Consider the following 17,936-nt stretch of genomic DNA (forward strand, 5'->3'; position numbering starts at 1 on the left):
GGCAACCACCTGGCCACTCAGCAGTGCGCCCGCAGGAGGTCATGCCCGTGCGCCCCACCGCCGCTCTCTCCGCCCTCCTCACCGCCGCTCTCGCCGCCACCGCCCTCACCGCGTGCGGCTCGGGATCCGGCAGCAGCCCCGACACCCTGAAGGTGTCCTACAAGCAGTCGACGGACAACTCCGTCAAGGTGATGGACACCTATCTCGCCGGCATCAAGAAGGAGTTCGAGAAGAAGTACCCCGGCAAGAAGGTCGAGTTCGTGCCGATCAAGGCCCCGGACTCGGAGTACTACACCAAGGTGCAGCAGATGCTGCGCTCCCCGCGGACCGCGCCGGACCTGGTCTACGAGGACACCTTCCTCATCAACTCCGACATCACCAGCGGCTATCTCAAACCCCTCGACCCCTACCTCGCCAAGTGGCCGGACTGGGGCCGGTTCATCGGCACCGCGAAGGCGGCCGCGAAGGGCCAGGACGGGAAGACGTACGGCGTTCCGGACGGGACGGACACCCGGGGGCTGTGGTTCGACAAGCGCGTGTTCAAGAAGGCCGGGCTGCCGGCGAACTGGCAGCCGAGGAGCTGGGACGACGTCCTCGCCGCCGCCCGGACCATCAAGCGGAAGGTCCCCGGCGTCACCCCGCTCAACGTGTACACGGGCAAGCCGGCGGGTGAGCGGTCCACCATGCAGGGCTTCGAGATGCTCCTGTACGGCACGGGCGACGGCACCTCCGATCCGCTCTACGACAGCACGGCGAAGAAATGGATCACCGCAGGTCAGGGCTTCAGGGACGCGCTGTCGTTCGTCGAGACCGTCTACCGGGAGAAGCTCGGCCCCGACGTCTCCGACGCCCTCGACCCCAACTTCGCCACCACCGTCAACGGCGAGCTCCTCCCGCAGGGCAAGCTCGGCATCGACCTCGACGGCTCCTGGCTGCCGCAGGAATGGCTGCCGGGCAGCGGGCACGAGTGGCCCAACTGGTCCAGGCAACTGGGGCTCGCGTACATGCCGACCCAGCACGGCCAGGCGCCCGGCAAGGTCAGCATGTCCGGCGGGTGGACCTGGGCCGTCCCGGCCAAGGCCGCCAACCCCGGTCTCGCCTTCGACTTCATCAGGACGATGCAGACCGAGGCGAACGCCAAGAAGTGGTACATCGCCAACTCGGGCATCTCGGTGCGCGGGGACGTGGCCGCGGATCCCGCGTACGCCACCGCCCAGCCGGGCATCCGGTTCTTCACCGACCTGGTGTCGGTCACGCACTACCGGCCCGCGTACCCGGCGTACCCGAAGGTGTCGACCGCCATCCAGGAGGCCATGGAGGGCGTGACGACCGGCGACCAGTCCGTGGAGAAGGCCGCGAGCGGGTACGACGACACCCTCAGGGACGTCACCGGCGGCCAAGTGGTCCGCAAGTGAGCAGTCGGCGCCGGCTCGCCAGGGCCCTCCCCCTCACCCCCGCCGTCGCCCTGTTGCTGCTCTTCCTGGCGGGGCCGATCGGCTACTGCGTCTACATCGCCTTCACCGACCTGCAGTTGACCGGTCAGGCGCACGCGTCGTTCGTCGGGTTCGCCAACTTCCGGCGCGCCTTCCGGGACGACGCGTTCCTGAACGCCGTCTGGCTGACCCTGGTGTTCACCGTGCTGTCCTCGCTCGTCGGGCAGAACACCCTGGGCCTCGCCCTGGCCGCGCTCATGAAACGGGCGTCGAAGCCGGTGCGCACGCTCACCGGCGGGGTCCTCGTCACGGCCTGGGTGCTGCCGGAGGTGGTCGCCGGGTTCCTGCTGTACGCCTTCTTCCGCCGGGAGGGCACCTTGAACGCCATCCTGGACTGGCTGCACCTGCCGCGCCAGAACTGGCTGTTCACGCTGCCCGTCCTCGCGGTGTCCTTCGCCAACGTCTGGCGCGGCACGGCGTTCTCGATGCTCGTCTACTCCGCCGCGCTGGACGAGATACCCGCCGAGATCACGGAGGCCGCCGAGGTGGACGGGGCCGGCGGATGGCGGCGGATGTGGCACATCACCCTGCCGATGATCCGGCGGTCCATCGGCACCAATCTCATGCTCAACACCCTGCAGACGCTCTCCGTCTTCGGGCTGATCTGGGTGATGACCCGGGGCGGACCGGGAAACCGGAGCCAGACGCTGCCGCTGTTCATGTACGAGCAGGCCTTCCAGAACAGCATGATCGGGTACGGCACCGCGGTCGCCCTGCTCCTGCTGCTCGTCGGGTCGCTGTTCTCAGTCGTGTACCTGCGGCTGCTGCGGACGGAGGTGTGACACCGGCATGTCCCGCACGCGTGCCTCCCGACGGCTCGCCGCCGATGTCTGTCTGCTGCTCGTGGCCGTCGCCTTCGCGCTGCCCCTGGCCTGGGTGGTGCTGTCCTCCGTGGATCCGCACGCGGACCTCAGGGTGAAAACCCCGGACGGGTTCACCTTCGGCAACTTCGACGCGATCCTGACCCCGGACGTCACCTACACCCCGCTGCTCAACAGCCTGGTCCTGTGCGGCGGCGCGACGGCGCTGACCGTCGTGTGTGCCGCGCTCGCCGCGTATCCGCTCTCCCGGTTCCGCTCGCGCCTGAACCGCCCGTTCCTGCTGACCATCCTGTTCGCGACGAGCCTGCCCATCACCGCGATCATGGTGCCGGTGTACGCGCTGTTCGTGCGGGTGAACCTGATCGACACCCTGCAGGGCACGGTCCTCTTCTTCGCCGCCTCCCAGCTCCCCTTCGCCGTCTGGCTGATGAAGAACTTCATGGACGGGGTGCCGAAGGAACTGGAGGAGGCGGCCTGGACGGACGGGGCGAACGCGCTGCAGTCGCTGGTGCGGATCGTGCTGCCGCTGATGGGGCCGGGGCTCGCCGTCGTCACGGTGTTCTCGTTCGTGATGATGTGGGGGAACTTCTTCGTCCCGTTCATGCTGCTGCTCACTCCGGACCAGATGCCGGCCTCGGTCAGCATCAACGACTTCTTCGGCAACCGCGGCATGGTGGCGTACGGACAGCTCGCCGCGTTCTCCGTCATCTATTCGACACCGGTGATCCTTTTGTATGTTCTGGTGGCCCGCCGACTGGGAGGGGGCTTCGCGCTGGGCGGCGCCGTGAAGGGGTAACGTGAGGTAACACCAGGTCACAGCCGCGTGACACCGAGTGCCAGATCACTCTCCGCGATCACCCCGTACGTTTCTACGATCCGTGATCCTGGCGGAACCGACCGTAGTCAGCGGCCGGGCGCGCCTCTACTTTGTGCGGGGTGCGCCAACCCTCACCTCAATCGAAGCAACCGGCCCTGCCGTTCAACGCGCCTGCCGCCCGCAGGCTCCGCGCGGCGCTCGGCATGGGCCCCGAACACGTCGCGTACGGGATGCGAGTCTCGTACGGACTGCCCTATGCGACCCCTGATCTCGTGATCGCCTGGGAACGCGGGGCCGCCACGCCCCACAGCTCCGAACTCACCGCGCTGGCAGGCGTGTTGTGGTGTTCGCCGGGCGAGCTCATCGGGCGGCCGCGGACCCTGCGGGAGCACCGGATCGCCCGGGCCGTCGCCCCCGAGGACGTCGCCCACGCCGTCGACCTGGACCTGCGCGGCTATCTGCGGATGGAGGAGAGCGGGCAGTGGCGGGGCAACGAACGCCAGTCCGCCGCGCTGGCCAAGGTGCTCGATCTGGCCCTGCCGGACTTCGTGGCCGTCACGGGCCGCGAGGCCAAGCTCGCCGACCTGCTGCACAGCGCGGTCACCACCCGCTGGCAGGCCTACGTGCGGCCGGTGATGAAACTGGCGCCCCTGGACAGGGGGGTCGTGGAGGAGGTCCTGCAGGAGCTCTACCAGGACTACCAGGGGCACATGGCCGCCACCCTCAGCTGGGGTGGCGGCAGCAGGAGTGCCAGTGACTCCGGACGGGAGTTCCTCGACCGGATCGTCGACAACTTCTGGACGGCCGTGGAGGACAGGACCCTCTAGAAGCAGGGCCCTCTAGAAGACCGACTCGGCCTCGTCCATCCGGTCCTTCGGCACCGTCTTCAGCTCGGTGACCGCCTCGGCGAGCGGCACCATCACGATGTCGGTGCCGCGCAGGGCGGTCATCCTGCCGAACTGGCCGCGGTGCGCGGCCTCGACGGCGTGCCAGCCGAAGCGGGTGGCGAGGACACGGTCGTAGGCGGTGGGGACGCCGCCGCGCTGGACGTGGCCGAGGATGACCGGCTTGGCCTCCTTGCCGAGGCGCCGCTCCAGCTCGTACGCCAGCGCGGTGCCGATGCCCTGGAAGCGCTCGTGGCCGTACTGGTCGATCTCGCCCTTGCCGTAGTCCATGGTGCCGTCGATGGGGTGGGCGCCCTCCGCGACGCAGACGACGGCGAACTTCTTGCCGCGTGAGAAGCGCTCCTCGACCATCTTGACCAGGTCGGCCGGGTCGAAGGGGCGCTCGGGCAGGCAGATGCCGTGGGCGCCGGCGGCCATGCCGGACTCCAGGGCGATCCAGCCGGCGTGCCGGCCCATGACCTCGACGACCATCACCCGCTGGTGGGACTCGGCCGTGGTCTTCAGCCGGTCCATCGCCTCGGTCGCCACGCCCACGGCGGTGTCGAAGCCGAACGTGCGGTCGGTGGAGGAGATGTCGTTGTCGATCGTCTTGGGCACTCCCACGACCGGCAGGCCGGCGTCGGAGAGCATGCGGGCCGCGGTCAGGGTGCCCTCGCCGCCGATCGGGATCAGCGCGTCGATGCCGAACTCCTCGACCATGTCGGCGGCTCCCTCGCAGGCCTCGCGCAGCCGGTCGCGCTCCAGCCGGGAGGAACCGAGGATCGTGCCGCCGCGGGCCAGGATGCCGCTGACGCCGTCCAGGTCGAGGGCACGGTAGTGGCGGTCGAGCAGACCCCGGTAGCCGTCCTCGAAGCCGATGACCTCGTCGCCGTACTGCGCCACCGCCCGGTGCACGACCGACCGGATCACGGCGTTCAGGCCGGGGCAGTCGCCGCCTGCGGTGAGAACTCCGATGCGCATCGTGCTGTGTCTCCTGCTCGCTGTCGGTGCCGGTGAGCCACTCTCGATTGTTCCACGTCCACCGGGGCGGTGAGCCACTTGACGGGCGCCTTATCCGGCACCAGGGGTATTGTCAAGAGGGTTCTGCTCACCTTGGTGGGCGATTTTTATGCCGCCGACTTTTGTGCCGACGACGATGAGGAACGGAGTGGACACGTGACGCGCAGCGTGTACGTCACCGGGATCGACCGCGGCGACGGCCGCCAGGTCGTGGAGCTGGGGGTCATGGAGCTCCTGACCCGGCAGGTCGACCGGGTGGGCGTCTTCCGTCCGCTGGTGCACGACGGCCCGGACCGGCTGTTCGAGCTGCTGCGGTCGCGGTACCGCCTCTCGCAGGACCCGGCGACCGTCTACGGCATGGACTACCACGAGGCGTCCGCGCTCCAGGCCGAGCAGGGCACCGACGAACTGGTCTCGGCGCTGGTCGACCGCTTCCACCTGGTCGCCCGTGACTACGACGTCGTCCTCGTCCTCGGCACCGACTTCGCCGGCACCCAGCTCCCGGACGAGCTGTCGCTGAACGCCCGGCTCGCCAACGAGTTCGGCGCCTCGGTGATCCCGGTGGTCGGCGGCCGCAAGCAGACCACCGAGTCGGTGCTGGCCGAGACGCGCAACGCCTACCGGGCGTACGACGGCCTCGGCTGCGACGTGCTCGCCATGGTCGCCAACCGGGTGGCCCGCGAGGACCGCGACGAGATCGCCGAGCGGCTCGCCACCCGGCTGCCGGTCCCCTGCTACGTCGTCCCCGACGAGCCGGCGCTGTCCGCGCCGACCGTCTCCCAGATCGCCCAGGCCCTCGACGCGAAGGTGCTGCTCGGCGACGACTCCGGGCTCGCCCGGGACGCGCTGGACTTCGTCTTCGGCGGCGCCATGCTGCCCAACCTCCTCGGCGCCCTGACCCCGGGCTGCCTGGTCGTCACCCCGGGCGACCGGGCCGACCTGGTCGTCGGCTCGCTGGCCGCGCACAGCGCCGGCACCCCGCCGATAGCCGGCGTCCTGCTCACCCTCAACGAGGTGCCGCGCGAGGAGATCCTGACCCTCGCCGCCCGGCTCGCCCCGGGCACCCCGGTGCTGTCCGTGAGCGGCAACAGCTTCCCCACCGCCGAGCAGCTGTTCTCGCTGGAGGGGAAGATGACCGCGGCCACCCCGCGCAAGGCGGAGACCGCGCTCGGCCTGTTCGAGCGGTACGCCGACACCGCCGGCCTGGCCCGCCGGGTCTCGGCGCCGAGCAGCGACCGGGTCACCCCGATGATGTTCGAGCACAAACTGCTGGAGCAGGCCCGCTCCGACAGGCGCAGGGTCGTCCTGCCCGAGGGCACCGAGGAGCGGGTGCTGCACGCGGCCGAGGTGCTGCTGCGCCGGGGGGTGTGCGACCTGACCCTGCTCGGCCCGGTCGAGCAGATCCGCAAGAAGGCCGCCGACCTCGGCATCGACCTCGGCGACACCCAGCTGATCGACCCGGCCACCTCCGAACTGCGCGACACGTTCGCCGAGCAGTACGCGGCCCTGCGCGCCCACAAGGGCGTCACGGTCGAGCTGGCCTACGACGTCGTCTCGGACGTCAACTACTTCGGCACCCTGATGGTGCAGGAGGGTCTGGCCGACGGCATGGTCTCCGGGTCCGTGCACTCCACGGCGGCGACCATCCGGCCCGCCTTCGAGATCATCAAGACCAGGCCCGAGTCGTCGATCGTCTCGTCCGTCTTCTTCATGTGCCTGGCCGACAAGGTGCTGGTCTACGGCGACTGCGCGGTCAACCCGGACCCGGACGCCGAACAGCTCGCGGACATCGCCGTCCAGTCGGCCGGTACGGCCGCGCAGTTCGGCGTGGAGCCCAGGATCGCGATGCTGTCGTACTCCACCGGTACGTCCGGCTCGGGCGCCGACGTCGACAAGGTGCGCGAGGCGACCGAGCTGGCCCGCTCGCGCCGGCCGGACCTGAAGATCGAGGGACCGATCCAGTACGACGCGGCCGTGGAGCCGTCCGTCGCCGCGACCAAGCTGCCCGGCTCCGAGGTCGCCGGGCAGGCCAGCGTGCTGATCTTCCCCGACCTCAACACCGGCAACAACACCTACAAGGCCGTGCAGCGTTCGGCCGGCGCGATCGCCGTCGGGCCGGTCCTGCAGGGCCTGCGCAAGCCGGTCAACGACCTGTCCCGAGGCGCGCTCGTCCAGGACATCGTCAACACCGTCGCCATCACGGCGATCCAGGCCCAGAACCCCAGCGAGAAGGCATACCAGCAGTGACCTCCCCCACCCGCGTCCTCGTCCTCAACTCCGGTTCGTCGTCGGTGAAGTACCAGCTGCTGGACATGCGGGACAGCAGCCGGCTGGCGGTGGGCCTGGTCGAGCGCATCGGCGAGCAGACCTCCCGGCTCAGGCACACCTGCCTCGCCTCCGGCGACACCCGTGAGCACACCGGGCCCATCGCCGACCACGACGCCGCCCTCAAGGCCGTCGCCGAGGAGCTGAGCCGGGACGGCCTGGGCCTCGACTCGCCGGAACTGGCCGCGATCGGGCACCGGGTGGTGCACGGCGGCATGTTCTTCACCGAGCCGACCGTCATCGACGACGAGGTGCTCGCCGAGATCGAGCGGCTGATCCCGGTCGCCCCGCTGCACAACCCGGCCAACCTCACCGGCATCCGCACCGCCCGGGCACTGCGCCCCGACCTGCCCCAGGTCGCCGTCTTCGACACCGCGTTCCACACGACGATGCCGGAGGCGGCCGCGCGCTACGCGATCGACCCGAAGATCGCCGACCGCCACCGCATCCGCCGCTACGGCTTCCACGGCACCTCGCACGCCTACGTCGCGCGGGAGACGGCGCGGCTGCTGGGCAGGGCGCCGTCCGAGGTCAACGTGATCGTGCTGCACCTGGGCAACGGGGCGTCGGCGTCCGCCGTCGAGAAGGGCCGGTGCGTCGACACCTCCATGGGTCTGACGCCTTTGGAGGGACTCGTGATGGGTACGCGCTCCGGTGACCTGGATCCGGCCGTCATCTTCCATTTGACGCGTGTTGGCGGAATGTCCATGGACGAGATCGACACTCTTCTCAACAAGAGGAGCGGTCTGTTCGGTCTGTGCGGGGACAACGACATGCGGGAGATCCGCCGCCGGATCGACGAGGGCGACGAAGAGGCCGCTCTCGCGTTCGACATTTACATTCACCGGCTCAAGAAGTACATCGGCGCTTATTACGCCGTTCTCGGCACGGTGGACGCGGTCGCGTTCACGGCCGGGGTCGGCGAGAACGCGGTGCCCGTGCGGGAGGCGGCGATCGCGGGCCTGGAGGGGCTGGGCCTGGCGGTCGACCCGGAGCTGAACGCCGTGCGAGCGGACCGGGCGAGGCTCATCTCGCCAAAGGGTGCGCGCGTCGCGGTCGCCGTGGTGCCGACGGATGAAGAACTGGAGATCGCGACGCAGACCTACGCACTGGTCGGAAAGAACAACTGAATAGCACCTGAGCGGTGCGGCACTCATTTGTATCTTCCGCCAGACGGAATATTCCGTAGCGAAACAAACCGATAGGATCGCCCCATGCGCCGTTCGAAAATCGTCTGTACTCTCGGCCCCGCGGTCGACTCCCACGAGATGCTCGTCGCCATGATCGACGCGGGCATGAATGTGGCCCGGTTCAACTTCAGCCACGGCTCCCACGCCGAGCACCAGGCGCGGTACGACCGCGTCCGGGCCGCGTCCAAGGAGACCGGCCGGCCCATCGGCGTCCTCGCCGACCTGCAGGGCCCGAAGATCCGCCTGGAGACCTTCGCCGAGGGTCCGGTCGAGCTCGAGCGCGGTGACGAGTTCGTCATCACGACCGAGGACGTGCCCGGCGACAAGCACATCTGCGGTACGACGTACAAGGGGCTGCCGGGCGACGTCTCGCGCGGCGACCAGGTCCTGATCAACGACGGCAACGTCGAGCTGAAGGTCCTGGACGTCGAGGGCCCGCGGGTCAGGACGATCGTCATCGAGGGCGGTGTCATCTCCGACCACAAGGGCATCAACCTGCCCGGCGCGGCCGTCAACGTGCCCGCGCTGAGCGAGAAGGACGTCGAGGACCTCCGCTTCGCCCTCCGCATGGGCTGCGACATGGTCGCGCTGTCCTTCGTCCGGGACGCCAAGGACATCCACGACGTGCACCGCGTCATGGACGAGGAGGGCCGCCGGGTCCCGGTCATCGCCAAGGTGGAGAAGCCGCAGGCGGTGGAGAACATGGAGGACGTCGTCGCGGCCTTCGACGCCGTGATGGTGGCCCGCGGTGACCTCGCCGTCGAGTACCCGCTCGAGAAGGTCCCCATGGTGCAGAAGCGCCTGATCGAGCTGTGCCGGCGCAACGCCAAGCCGGTGATCGTGGCGACCCAGATGATGGAGTCGATGATCACCAACTCGCGTCCGACCCGCGCCGAGGCCTCCGACGTGGCCAACGCGATCCTGGACGGCGCGGACGCGGTCATGCTGTCCGCCGAGTCCAGCGTGGGCGCCTATCCGGTCGAGACGGTCAAGACCATGTCGAAGATCGTCACGGCTGCGGAGCAGGAGCTGCTCTCCAAGGGCCTGCAGCCGCTGGTGCCGGGCAAGAAGCCGCGCACCCAGGGCGGTTCGGTGGCCCGCGCGGCCTGCGAGATCGCCGACTTCCTCGGCGGCCGGGGCCTGATCGCCTTCACCCAGTCGGGTGACACCGCGCGCCGGCTCTCCCGTTACCGCGCGAGCCAGCCGATCATCGCCTTCACCACGGACGAGTCCACCCGCAACCAGCTCACCCTCAGCTGGGGCGTGGAGTCGCACATCGTGCCGTTCGTGAACACCACCGACGAGATGGTCGACCTGGTGGACCAGGAGATCGCCAGGCTGGGCCGCTTCGACGCGGGCGACACGGTCATCATCACCGCCGGCTCGCCCCCCGGGGTCCCCGGCACCACCAACATGCTGCGTGTCCACCACCTGGGCACGCAGGGCAACTGACAGGCCCCGCAAGGGCCCTGTACGGCGCTGAGGGCGCCCCCTGGAAGCAGGGGGGCCCTCAGCTGTGTGCGGCTCCCGAACGGGCTTGTGGGACCGGTCAGTTGTCGGTCGTGTACACGTGCATGCCGGGCACGTGCAGGTTGCCGCCGAACTGGGCCGCCTGGACCACCTTGACGTTGGTGAAGTAGATCAGCGGCAGGTTCAGCGGGGGCGGGCTGTCGGGCGTGAACGTCATCGGGATCAGCCCGAACAGGTTGCCCGAGATGCTCTCGGTGTACATCGTGGTGGAGCCGCCCCGGATGGTGGACTTCGAGCCGCTGGCCGCCTGCACGTGGTAGGTCTTGCCCGACAGCTTGTCCTTCACCGTCTGGTGCAGGTCCCCGATGTCCGTGCCGTCGGAGATGACGTACTTCAGCACCTTCTTGGTGGTGCCGGACGCCGTCTTCACCTCGACGATGCCCTGGTAGTCGGCGCCCTTGAGCAGCAGCGAGCTGGCGTTCAGGTACCAGGGGTCGTCCGCCACCGGCACCTTGTTGTCGACGCCGCTGACGTCGTCCGTGGCCACCGGGCAGTTCTCCGCCGAGGCGGAGTCGCTCGCCGACGGGCTCGGCGTGGCCGACCCGGCCGCGTCCTTGGCCGTCCTGGCGGTGTCGTCCACCGTCTTGGAGACCGTGTCGGTGGTCTTCTTCACCGTGTCCCCGACCGTCTTGGTGGCCTTGGAGACGGTGTCGCCCACGGTGTCGGTGACCTTGGAACCGGACGACGAGTCCGACGTGGACGCATCCGCCTTGGCCGGGTCCGAGGACGAGCTCGCCGACGGGGTCGCGGAGGGCGTCGGGCTCGCGGACGGACTGCCGGAGTCCTTGCCGCCGCCGAGGATGCCGCCGAGCGTGTCGCCGATGGTGTCCAGCAGGCCGCCGCTGCTCTTGGAGGCCGACGGGGTCGGCGTGGGCGTGTCCCCGCTGGAGGACGACGAGCCCGGGTCCGAGCCGGAACCGGCAGAGCCGGAGGTCGCGGTCGGCTTGGGCGTGGCCTTGTCGCCGGAACCTGAATCCGGCGAAGAGGACGTGCCCGAGTCTCCGGACTTGGTGTCCTTGGCGTCGGAACTCGCCGAGGGCGACGGCGTGGCCTTGTCCCCGGACGTGCTCTCGGAGGCGGAGGGCGAGGGCGACGCCGAGGCGTCCTTGGAGTCGCCCAGCGCCTTGACGCAGTTCTTGTACTCGTCGGCCGTCAGGTTCTTGGAGGTGGTCGACGGGGACGGGCTGGTGCCACCGCCGGCGGCCAGGGCGAGCGTGGACGTGAAGCCCATGCCCATCAGCACCGCCGTCGGCATCGCCACGGAGGCGATCGCCTTGCCGGCCGGCATGTGGAACCTGGTGAACAGCGGCTTCCTGGGTGCCGCGTGGCGGGGCCCGGTTCTCGCGCGGGACCCGTCCACATCGGTCCCGCGGGTCACCTCGTCAGCCGGCACTGTGCCTCCCGTTCGCCCCGTTGGCCGGGCTCGTTCCTGACAGGTCGTTCTCCCCGGCCGCGGCGAAGCCCTGGTAGGGGACATCGCCCAGCCCGTCCGCGCGCTGCTCGGGCAGCGGCACGGTCTGCGGGGCACCCCCCTCGTCCGGAGCCGCCTCGGCCGGCGGCTGCTGCTGCGGGGGCGCGCCCGGCGCCCAGGCCACAGCCATCGCTCCGCCGATCAGGGCGAGCAGGAAGCCCATGATGAAGCCGCCGAAGTTGGACACGGGGAGGGACACCAGCGCCAGCAGGATCGCGGCGACGCCTGCGAAGGTCCGTACGTGCTTCTGGAACCAGAGGCTGATGCCCAGGACGATCAGCAGCACGCCGATGATCAGGGATCCCGCTCCCGCCGTGGTGGCCATCGCCAGCGTCAGATGGCCGACCTGCAGATGGAAGTACGGGAAGTAGATGATCGGAAGACCGCTGAGCAGGACGTACAGACCGGCCCAGAACGGACGGGTGCCCCGCCAGGCGCGGAACTGCAGCCTCCGGCGGGTGAACTGGCCGGATGCGGCGGCAGGGGTCTCGGCGCTCATGGAAAACAGCTCCCTGGTGCGGCGTTGCTGTGGTGGTGATGTGTGCCGCTCGTGAAGACACGGCCGGAGAGGGGACGGGCGGGGTCGCCATCGGCTCCCCCGCCCGTCAGTGAGCGCTTAGTAGCACTCCGCGCCATCAGTCGACAGCGACATGTGCAGACCGCTGAGCTTGAAGGTTCCGGCGGTGGTCGCCCACGCCGTCTGCTTCACGCCGGTCAGCGTTGCCGAGTCGGCCTGCTGCGCGAAGCCGTACGGGTTGGCCTGCTCGCCCCCGCCCTTCATGCCCGGACCCTTGCTGGCGTCCTTCGCGGCCACACCGATGTCGATGTTGTTGAAGGTCGCGTCGGCGTTGAGGTCGGCGACGTCGATGTAGATCCGGTCGGCCTCGACCTTGTCGTGACCGGGACCGCCGGCCCGCAGGATCAGGCTGACCTTGCCGAAGATCGGCACATCCGGCGTGACCACGGACTGGCACAGGTTGGTGATCTCGGCGTGGCTGAACGCCGAGACGGCAACCGGGTGCAGCGTCTTCTTGCCGTTGAGCTCGTAGCCGTTGTCAAGGGCGCCGTACTGCTCGAAGCCCTTGCCCTCGAGCGAGTCGGCCGACACCTTGAACGACTGGCCGGACACGCTGAACGAGGCGGCGAGAGCGCCCTGCGCGAGGGCGACACCTATCGCGGCCGTCGCGGCGACGCTGGGCACCAAGACCACAGCGAACCGCTTCCATCTGGTCCCGCCACGCACCTGGGACTCCATATTTCCTCCTTCTCGGACGTACATCTCCTGGCCCGGACTCGCCCCAGGGTCGGCGGCTCAGCCGGGCAGGGATGGGAGAAGTGCTACGTCCTCGGGAAGGAGAGCGCCCGTACTCGGAGGCGCGAAACGCGCCCGAATCACCGGCGATCACCCCCGAGCGACAACCACTGGTCGCGCCTGACACGCATCACGCACAACCTTGCTGGACAGGCTTCGCCGCAGAGGCGAAGACCCCCCTGTCCCAGAGCCGACGCCACTGCCGCCGGCTCTGCTCGGTGGGGACCCAGAGTCTCCCGTGACCCGACCGGATGCCGGGGTGCGGGAATGGACCGAGCGTCGCCGATCGTGGTGCATTCTCGCGCCGGACACAAGGGGGTTCGTTACTGGCTAGTAACGGCCGGATAACCGGAGCACGACCGACCGGTCTCGGAATGCGACGCTCGGTGGCAACCAGGGGCAGAGCAAAGCCGTTGATCCCTGGACGAAACCAGACAGATCAACGGCCTCGACTTACTCCGAGTAACAGACCGCCCGATTGCCAAGATTTGGCAAAGCGGAGTCGCCCTGACGTCTCGTCGGCAAATCTTTCACCCCGGCATCACAAGCCGTGGCGTTTAGTGACTGGTCAGAACAAGGCCCGGGCGAGCGCCCTTCGCGCGCCGACCACCCGCGGATCCTCGGGTCCCACGACCTCGAACAGCTCCAGCAGCCGGCGCCGCACCGCGTCCCGGTCGTCACCGACGGTGCGCTGCACGGTCTCGATCAGCCGCCCGAAGGCGTCCTCCACGTGGCCGCCCACCAGATCCAGGTCCGCGGCGGCGATCTGCGCGTCGACGTCCTTCGGCTTCTGGGCGGCCTCCTGGCGCACCCGCTGCGGGTCGAAGCCCTGCACCCGCTGCAGCAACTCGGCCTGGGCGAGCCCCAGTTTGGCCTCGGGGTGGGCCGGGTCGTCGGCCAGCACGTTCTTGTAGGCCTGGACGGCACCGGCCAGGTCACCGGCGTCCAGTGCGTCGGCGGCGACGTTCAACGCCGCGTCGTAGGGCCCCGCGTGCTCGACGGGCGCGGCGCCGCCCGGCCGCGCGTCCGGGTCGACACTGAGGCCGGTGAGGCCGAACCGCTGCTCGGCGACCTGCACCAGCTGGTCCAGGGTCTGCCGGATCTGCTGCTCGTCCGCGGCCCCCTGGAAGAGCGGCAGCGCCTGCCCCGCCACGACGGCGAACACGGCCGGGATGCCCTGCACCCCGAACTGCTGCATCAGCATCTGGTTGGCATCGACGTCGATCTTGGCGAGGAGGATCCGCCCGTCGTACTCGAGGGCCAGCCGCTCCAGGACCGGGCTCAGCTGCTTGCAGGGCTGACACCACTCGGCCCAGAAGTCGATGACGACGGGCACCTCGGCGGACCGCTGGAGGACATCCCTCTCGAAGCCCGCCTCATCGACGTCGATGACGAGATCGGCCGGGGAGACGGCCCCCGTGCCGCCCTGCCGGGCGGCCTCCGCGCGCGTCTGCTCGGCCTTGGCCTTGGCCTCCTGGGCCGCCTTCACCGCGGCGAGGTCGACGACGCCGCTCATGGACATGTTCCGTGGCTGCATGCGTCTATCCTCCCCCGATCTCGCGCCTGAAGAAAAAAAGTCGTGCGTGCCGGCGCCGGGTCCCCACCCCACGCCGTGTGGTCGCCGCTCGTGTACGTCCCTCACGAGCTTTCGCTACGAGTCGTAGCGTAATGCCATGCGGGCCCCGCGCGACACCACCCCCCGGTGATCTCCCTCACGACCGCACAGATCCCGCCGGTTATGGTCAAGGGATGCAGAGCCGCACCCCCGCCAGCCGTACCGGCCGTCCGCGCAGCGCCGCCGCGGACACCGCGATCCTGGCGGCGACCCGGCAGGCGCTGGTGGATCTGGGCTGGTCCAAGCTCACCCTGGGAGACGTGGCGACGCGCGCCGGCGTTGCGAAGACGACGCTGTACCGCCGCTGGGCCGGCAAGCCGGAGCTGGTGTGCGACGCGGTCGCGGAACTGTTCGACGAGCTGGAACTCCCCGACCGGGGCAGCCTGGCCGCCGACATCGAGGGCGTGGTCCTGCAGTTCGTGGCGATCCTGGCCCGTCCGGAGGCGAAGAGTGGCCTGATGGCGGTGGTCGCGGAGTCCACCCGGGACGACGCACTGCGCGAACGCATCCGTGCCTCCATCGTGGAGCGGCAGATGCGGCTGGTCCTGGAGGGCCGCGCACGGGCCCAGCAGCGCGGCGAACTCCCCCCGGAACCCGACCCGGAGGAGTCCGCCCGCACGGTGGACCTGATCTTCGACATGGTCGCGGGTGCGGTGGTCCACCGCACCCTGGTGAGCGGCAAGCCGGCGGACGAGGAGTGGGTGCGGGACTTCACCAGGGTGCTGCTGCAGGGCCTCGCCTCTCAGCCGGCCGAGCCGGGTGAGAGGCGGGCATAGGCGTCTAGAAACCGGCGGGCTCGGTGTACACCCCCCACTCGTCCCGCAGCACCCCGCAGATCTCACCCAGCGTGGCCTCGGCCCGTACGGCGTCCAGCATCGGCTCGATCATGTTGGCCCCGGACCGCGCGGCGCCCAGCATGGCCTCCAGCGCGGAGCGCACCGCGCCCTCGTCCCGCGCCGCCTTCCGCTCGGCGAGCACCCGCACCTGCTCCCGCTCCACCTCGTGGCTGACCCGCAGGATCTCCAGGTCCCCGGTGACGGAGCCGGTGTGGACGTTGACGCCGACGACCCGCTTGTCCCCCTTCTCCAGCGCCTGCTGGTAGCGGAAGGCGGACTCGGCGATCTCGCCGGTGAACCAGCCGTCCTCGATGCCGCGCAGGATCCCGGAGGTGACCGGTCCGATCGGGTGCCGCCCGTCCGGGTGCGCCCGAAGTCCCCGCTCCTTGATCTGCTCGAAGATCTTCTCCGCGTCGGCCTCGATCCGGTCCGTCAGCTGCTCGATGTACCAGGAGCCGCCCAGCGGGTCGGCCACGTTGGCGACCCCGGTCTCCTCCATCAGCACCTGCTGCGTGCGCAGCGCGATCTCCGCCGCCTGCTCGGAGGGCAGGGCGAGCGTCTCGTCGAGCGCGTTGGTGTGCAGCGAGTTGGTCCCGCCGAGCACGGCGGCCAGCGCCTCCACGGCCGTCCGGACCACGTTGTTGTAGGGCTGCTGCGCGGTCAGCGAGACCCCGGCGGTCTGGGTGTGGAAGCGGAGCCACTGCGCCTTGTCGGACTTCGCGCCGTAGACGTCCCGCATCCAGCGCGCCCAGATCCGGCGCGCGGCCCGGAACTTGGCGATCTCCTCGAAGAAGTCGACGTGCGCGTCGAAGAAGAAGGACAGCCCCGGGGCGAAGACGTCGACGTCCAGTCCACGGCTGAGCCCCAGCTCGACGTACCCGAAGCCGTCGGCCAGCGTGTAGGCCAGCTCCTGTGCGGCCGTCGCGCCCGCCTCGCGGATGTGGTAGCCGGACACGGACAGCGGCTTGTAGGCGGGGATGCCGGCCGCGCAGTGCTCCATCAGGTCGCCGATGAGGCGCAGGTGCGGCTCGGGCTGGAAGAGCCACTCCTTCTGCGCGATGTACTCCTTGAAGATGTCGGTCTGGAGGGTTCCGTTGAGCACCCCCGGATCCACGCCCTGCCGCTCGGCGGCCACCAGGTACATGCAGAAGACGGGCACGGCCGGACCGCTGATGGTCATGGACGTCGTCACGTCGCCCAGGGGGATGTCCTTGAAGAGGACCTCCATGTCGGCGGCCGAGTCGATGGCGACGCCGCAGTGTCCGACCTCGCCGAGCGAGCGCGGGTCGTCGGAGTCGCGGCCCATGAGTGTGGGCATGTCGAAGGCGACGGACAGGCCCCCACCACCGGCGGCGAGGATCATCTTGTACCGCTCGTTGGTCTGCTCGGCGTTTCCGAAGCCGGCGAACTGCCGGATGGTCCAGGTACGCCCGCGGTAGCCGGTCGGATGGAGGCCGCGGGTGAAGGGGTACTCCCCCGGCCAGCCGATCCGCTCGAATCCCTCGTACGTGTCGCCCGGTCGGGGCCCGTACACCGGCTCCACGGGATCGCCGGAGAGCGTGGTGAAGTCAGCGTCGCGCTTGCGCGCGGCGTCGTAGCGGGCCTGCCAGCGGCGGCGGCCCTCCTCGATGGCGTGAGCGTCCATACCCTCGAATTTACTTGGACGTCCTAGTAAATGTCGATGGCTGACCGCCGTACGGCGCTCGCACGACGGTGGAGCCTCAGACCTTGGCGACGGCCGGGGCCTGGTCGGCGGCCCCGGTCTCCAGCTCGCGGCTGATCCTCCGCTCGACGAAGAAGGCGGCGGTGGGGATGGTCCCCGCGAGCAGCACCCACAGCTGCTTGCCGACGGGCCACTTCGCCTTGGAGCCCAGGTCGAAGGCGAAGACCAGGTAGATCACGTACAGCCAGCCGTGGGCGATGGCGACGACCCGGGTGAAGTCCGCGGCGCCGTCGATGTGGAGCCCGTACTTCGCGATCATGCTCAGGCACAGCAGCACCAGCAGCACACCGGTGGTGTAGGCCATGACGCGGTAGCGGGTCAGCACGCTCTTTTTCATGCCGTCGAGCGTAACCACCCGTTCCGGGAGATCTTGGCCGGGGTCACTCCTCGTCGAAGTCGTGTGCCGCGATGCGCAGCGGGCGCAGCATCGCGAAGATCTCCGCGCACTCCTCCGCGTCGTACACGCCGAGCCCGAAGTCCATGGCCATCAGGTCACGGGTGGCCGCGTCGACCACCTCGCGCCCCTTGTCGGTGATGACGGCGAGGGTGCCACGGCCGTCGTTGGGATTGGGCCGCTTGGCCACCAGCCCGGACCTCACCAGCCGGTCGACGGTGTTCGTCACCGAGGTCGGATGCACCATGAGCCGCTCGCCGATCTTGGACATGGGCAGCTCGCCCGCCTTGGAGAAGGTGAGCAGCACCAGGGCCTCGTAGCGCGCGAACGTCAGTCCGTACGGCTTGACCACCGCGTCCACCTCGGCGAGCAGGATCTGCTGGGCCCGCATGATCGAGGTGATCGCGGCCATGGACGGCACGTTTCCCCAGCGCTGCTTCCAGAGCTCGTCGGCGCGGGCGATGGGGTCGAAGGGGAGGCTGAGTGGCTTCGGCACGTCATCAGA

At 69.6% G+C, this 17,936-nt stretch carries 16 protein-coding genes; 8 read left to right on the forward strand and 8 right to left on the reverse strand.

Going from position 1 to position 17,936, the window contains the following annotated elements; genetic code table 11:
- Positions 1 to 41 precede the first annotated feature (41 nt).
- The 4 genes from ACZ7HQ_RS21885 (at position 42) to ACZ7HQ_RS21900 (ending at position 3,958) form a co-directional block, all read left to right on the forward strand.
- Positions 42 to 1,415: an extracellular solute-binding protein gene (locus ACZ7HQ_RS21885; protein WP_470992353.1), complete on the forward strand. Its 1,374-nt coding sequence runs from the start codon at positions 42 to 44 to the stop codon at positions 1,413 to 1,415.
- Positions 1,412 to 2,275, forward strand: a complete 864-nt coding sequence (locus ACZ7HQ_RS21890) for a carbohydrate ABC transporter permease (protein WP_470992356.1) — start codon at positions 1,412 to 1,414, stop codon at positions 2,273 to 2,275. Before ACZ7HQ_RS21885 ends, ACZ7HQ_RS21890 begins: the two co-directional genes overlap by 4 nt.
- A 7-nt stretch (positions 2,276 to 2,282) precedes the next feature.
- The gene (locus ACZ7HQ_RS21895; protein WP_470992359.1) at positions 2,283 to 3,110 is read left to right on the forward strand and encodes a carbohydrate ABC transporter permease; all 828 of its coding nucleotides are present in this window, start codon (positions 2,283 to 2,285) and stop codon (positions 3,108 to 3,110) included.
- A gap of 140 nt (positions 3,111 to 3,250) precedes the next feature.
- A complete protein-coding gene (locus ACZ7HQ_RS21900) occupies positions 3,251 to 3,958 on the forward strand; it encodes an XRE family transcriptional regulator (protein ID WP_470992362.1) in 708 nt (235 codons plus the stop codon).
- 12 nt (positions 3,959 to 3,970) lie between these two features.
- Here the strand turns inward: ACZ7HQ_RS21900 and ACZ7HQ_RS21905 are convergent, their stop codons facing one another.
- Entirely contained in the window at positions 3,971 to 4,996 is a 1,026-nt protein-coding gene (locus tag ACZ7HQ_RS21905) for an ATP-dependent 6-phosphofructokinase (RefSeq protein ID WP_470992365.1), read from the reverse strand.
- A gap of 195 nt (positions 4,997 to 5,191) precedes the next feature.
- On the opposite strand from ACZ7HQ_RS21905, the gene pta reads away from it, so the two are divergent.
- From pta to pyk, 3 genes are all read left to right on the forward strand, one after another.
- Entirely contained in the window at positions 5,192 to 7,282 is a 2,091-nt protein-coding gene (gene pta / locus ACZ7HQ_RS21910; RefSeq protein ID WP_470992368.1) for a phosphate acetyltransferase, read from the forward strand.
- Positions 7,279 to 8,490 (forward strand): acetate kinase, encoded by a 1,212-nt coding sequence (locus ACZ7HQ_RS21915; protein WP_470992371.1) that lies wholly within the window; start codon positions 7,279 to 7,281, stop codon positions 8,488 to 8,490. Before pta ends, ACZ7HQ_RS21915 begins: the two co-directional genes overlap by 4 nt.
- 84 nt (positions 8,491 to 8,574) lie before the next feature.
- Positions 8,575 to 10,002, forward strand: coding sequence for a pyruvate kinase (gene pyk / locus ACZ7HQ_RS21920; RefSeq protein WP_470992374.1), 1,428 nt, complete (start codon positions 8,575 to 8,577; stop codon positions 10,000 to 10,002).
- Positions 10,003 to 10,099: 97 nt separating this feature from the next.
- On the opposite strand, the gene ACZ7HQ_RS21925 is transcribed toward pyk, so the two are convergent.
- The 4 genes from ACZ7HQ_RS21925 to ACZ7HQ_RS21940 form a co-directional block, all read right to left on the reverse strand.
- Positions 10,100 to 11,473 carry a hypothetical protein gene (locus ACZ7HQ_RS21925; protein WP_470992377.1) on the reverse strand — a complete coding sequence of 458 codons (1,374 nt, stop codon included), beginning with the start codon at positions 11,471 to 11,473 and terminating at the stop codon, positions 10,100 to 10,102.
- Positions 11,463 to 12,050 carry a DUF6114 domain-containing protein gene (locus tag ACZ7HQ_RS21930; RefSeq protein ID WP_470992379.1) on the reverse strand — a complete coding sequence of 196 codons (588 nt, stop codon included), beginning with the start codon at positions 12,048 to 12,050 and terminating at the stop codon, positions 11,463 to 11,465. The genes ACZ7HQ_RS21925 and ACZ7HQ_RS21930 overlap by 11 nt, the downstream gene beginning before the upstream one ends.
- Positions 12,051 to 12,167: 117 nt before the next feature.
- Positions 12,168 to 12,806 carry a DUF6230 family protein gene (locus ACZ7HQ_RS21935; protein ID WP_470992381.1) on the reverse strand — a complete coding sequence of 213 codons (639 nt, stop codon included), beginning with the start codon at positions 12,804 to 12,806 and terminating at the stop codon, positions 12,168 to 12,170.
- A 625-nt stretch (positions 12,807 to 13,431) separates the two neighbouring features.
- The gene (locus ACZ7HQ_RS21940) at positions 13,432 to 14,400 is read right to left on the reverse strand and encodes a tetratricopeptide repeat protein (protein WP_470992384.1); all 969 of its coding nucleotides are present in this window, start codon (positions 14,398 to 14,400) and stop codon (positions 13,432 to 13,434) included.
- A gap of 212 nt (positions 14,401 to 14,612) precedes the next feature.
- Here ACZ7HQ_RS21940 and ACZ7HQ_RS21945 point away from each other — a divergent pair, with 212 nt between their 5' ends.
- Positions 14,613 to 15,254, forward strand: a complete 642-nt coding sequence (locus ACZ7HQ_RS21945) for a TetR/AcrR family transcriptional regulator (RefSeq protein WP_470992387.1) — start codon at positions 14,613 to 14,615, stop codon at positions 15,252 to 15,254.
- Between the two features lie 4 nt (positions 15,255 to 15,258).
- Here the strand turns inward: ACZ7HQ_RS21945 and ACZ7HQ_RS21950 are convergent, their stop codons facing one another.
- From ACZ7HQ_RS21950 to ACZ7HQ_RS21960, 3 genes are all read right to left on the reverse strand, one after another.
- The gene (locus ACZ7HQ_RS21950; RefSeq protein WP_470992390.1) at positions 15,259 to 16,959 is read right to left on the reverse strand and encodes an acyl-CoA mutase large subunit family protein; all 1,701 of its coding nucleotides are present in this window, start codon (positions 16,957 to 16,959) and stop codon (positions 15,259 to 15,261) included.
- A 76-nt stretch (positions 16,960 to 17,035) separates the two neighbouring features.
- Positions 17,036 to 17,374 (reverse strand): DUF3817 domain-containing protein, encoded by a 339-nt coding sequence (locus ACZ7HQ_RS21955; RefSeq protein ID WP_470992392.1) that lies wholly within the window; start codon positions 17,372 to 17,374, stop codon positions 17,036 to 17,038.
- Positions 17,375 to 17,417: 43 nt separating this feature from the next.
- The gene (locus ACZ7HQ_RS21960) at positions 17,418 to 17,927 is read right to left on the reverse strand and encodes a MarR family winged helix-turn-helix transcriptional regulator (protein WP_069778655.1); all 510 of its coding nucleotides are present in this window, start codon (positions 17,925 to 17,927) and stop codon (positions 17,418 to 17,420) included.
- Positions 17,928 to 17,936: the final 9 nt, after the last annotated feature.

Source organism: Streptomyces sp. NPDC037290 (assembly GCF_055603245.1).

What these genes read in the sequence shown, in the direction of transcription:
- ACZ7HQ_RS21930 (WP_470992379.1), bottom strand. Translation starts at nt 12,050, where the DNA reads ATGAGCGCCGAGACCCCTGCCGCCGCATCCGGCCAGTTCACCCGCCGG.
- ACZ7HQ_RS21905 (WP_470992365.1), bottom strand. Translation starts at nt 4,996, where the DNA reads ATGCGCATCGGAGTTCTCACCGCAGGCGGCGACTGCCCCGGCCTGAAC.
- ACZ7HQ_RS21895 (WP_470992359.1), top strand. Translation starts at nt 2,283, where the DNA reads ATGTCCCGCACGCGTGCCTCCCGACGGCTCGCCGCCGATGTCTGTCTG.
- ACZ7HQ_RS21955 (WP_470992392.1), bottom strand. Translation starts at nt 17,374, where the DNA reads ATGAAAAAGAGCGTGCTGACCCGCTACCGCGTCATGGCCTACACCACC.
- ACZ7HQ_RS21935 (WP_470992381.1), bottom strand. Translation starts at nt 12,806, where the DNA reads ATGGAGTCCCAGGTGCGTGGCGGGACCAGATGGAAGCGGTTCGCTGTG.
- ACZ7HQ_RS21945 (WP_470992387.1), top strand. Translation starts at nt 14,613, where the DNA reads ATGCAGAGCCGCACCCCCGCCAGCCGTACCGGCCGTCCGCGCAGCGCC.
- pyk (WP_470992374.1), top strand. Translation starts at nt 8,575, where the DNA reads ATGCGCCGTTCGAAAATCGTCTGTACTCTCGGCCCCGCGGTCGACTCC.
- ACZ7HQ_RS21940 (WP_470992384.1), bottom strand. Translation starts at nt 14,400, where the DNA reads ATGCAGCCACGGAACATGTCCATGAGCGGCGTCGTCGACCTCGCCGCG.
- ACZ7HQ_RS21950 (WP_470992390.1), bottom strand. Translation starts at nt 16,959, where the DNA reads ATGGACGCTCACGCCATCGAGGAGGGCCGCCGCCGCTGGCAGGCCCGC.
- ACZ7HQ_RS21885 (WP_470992353.1), top strand. Translation starts at nt 42, where the DNA reads ATGCCCGTGCGCCCCACCGCCGCTCTCTCCGCCCTCCTCACCGCCGCT.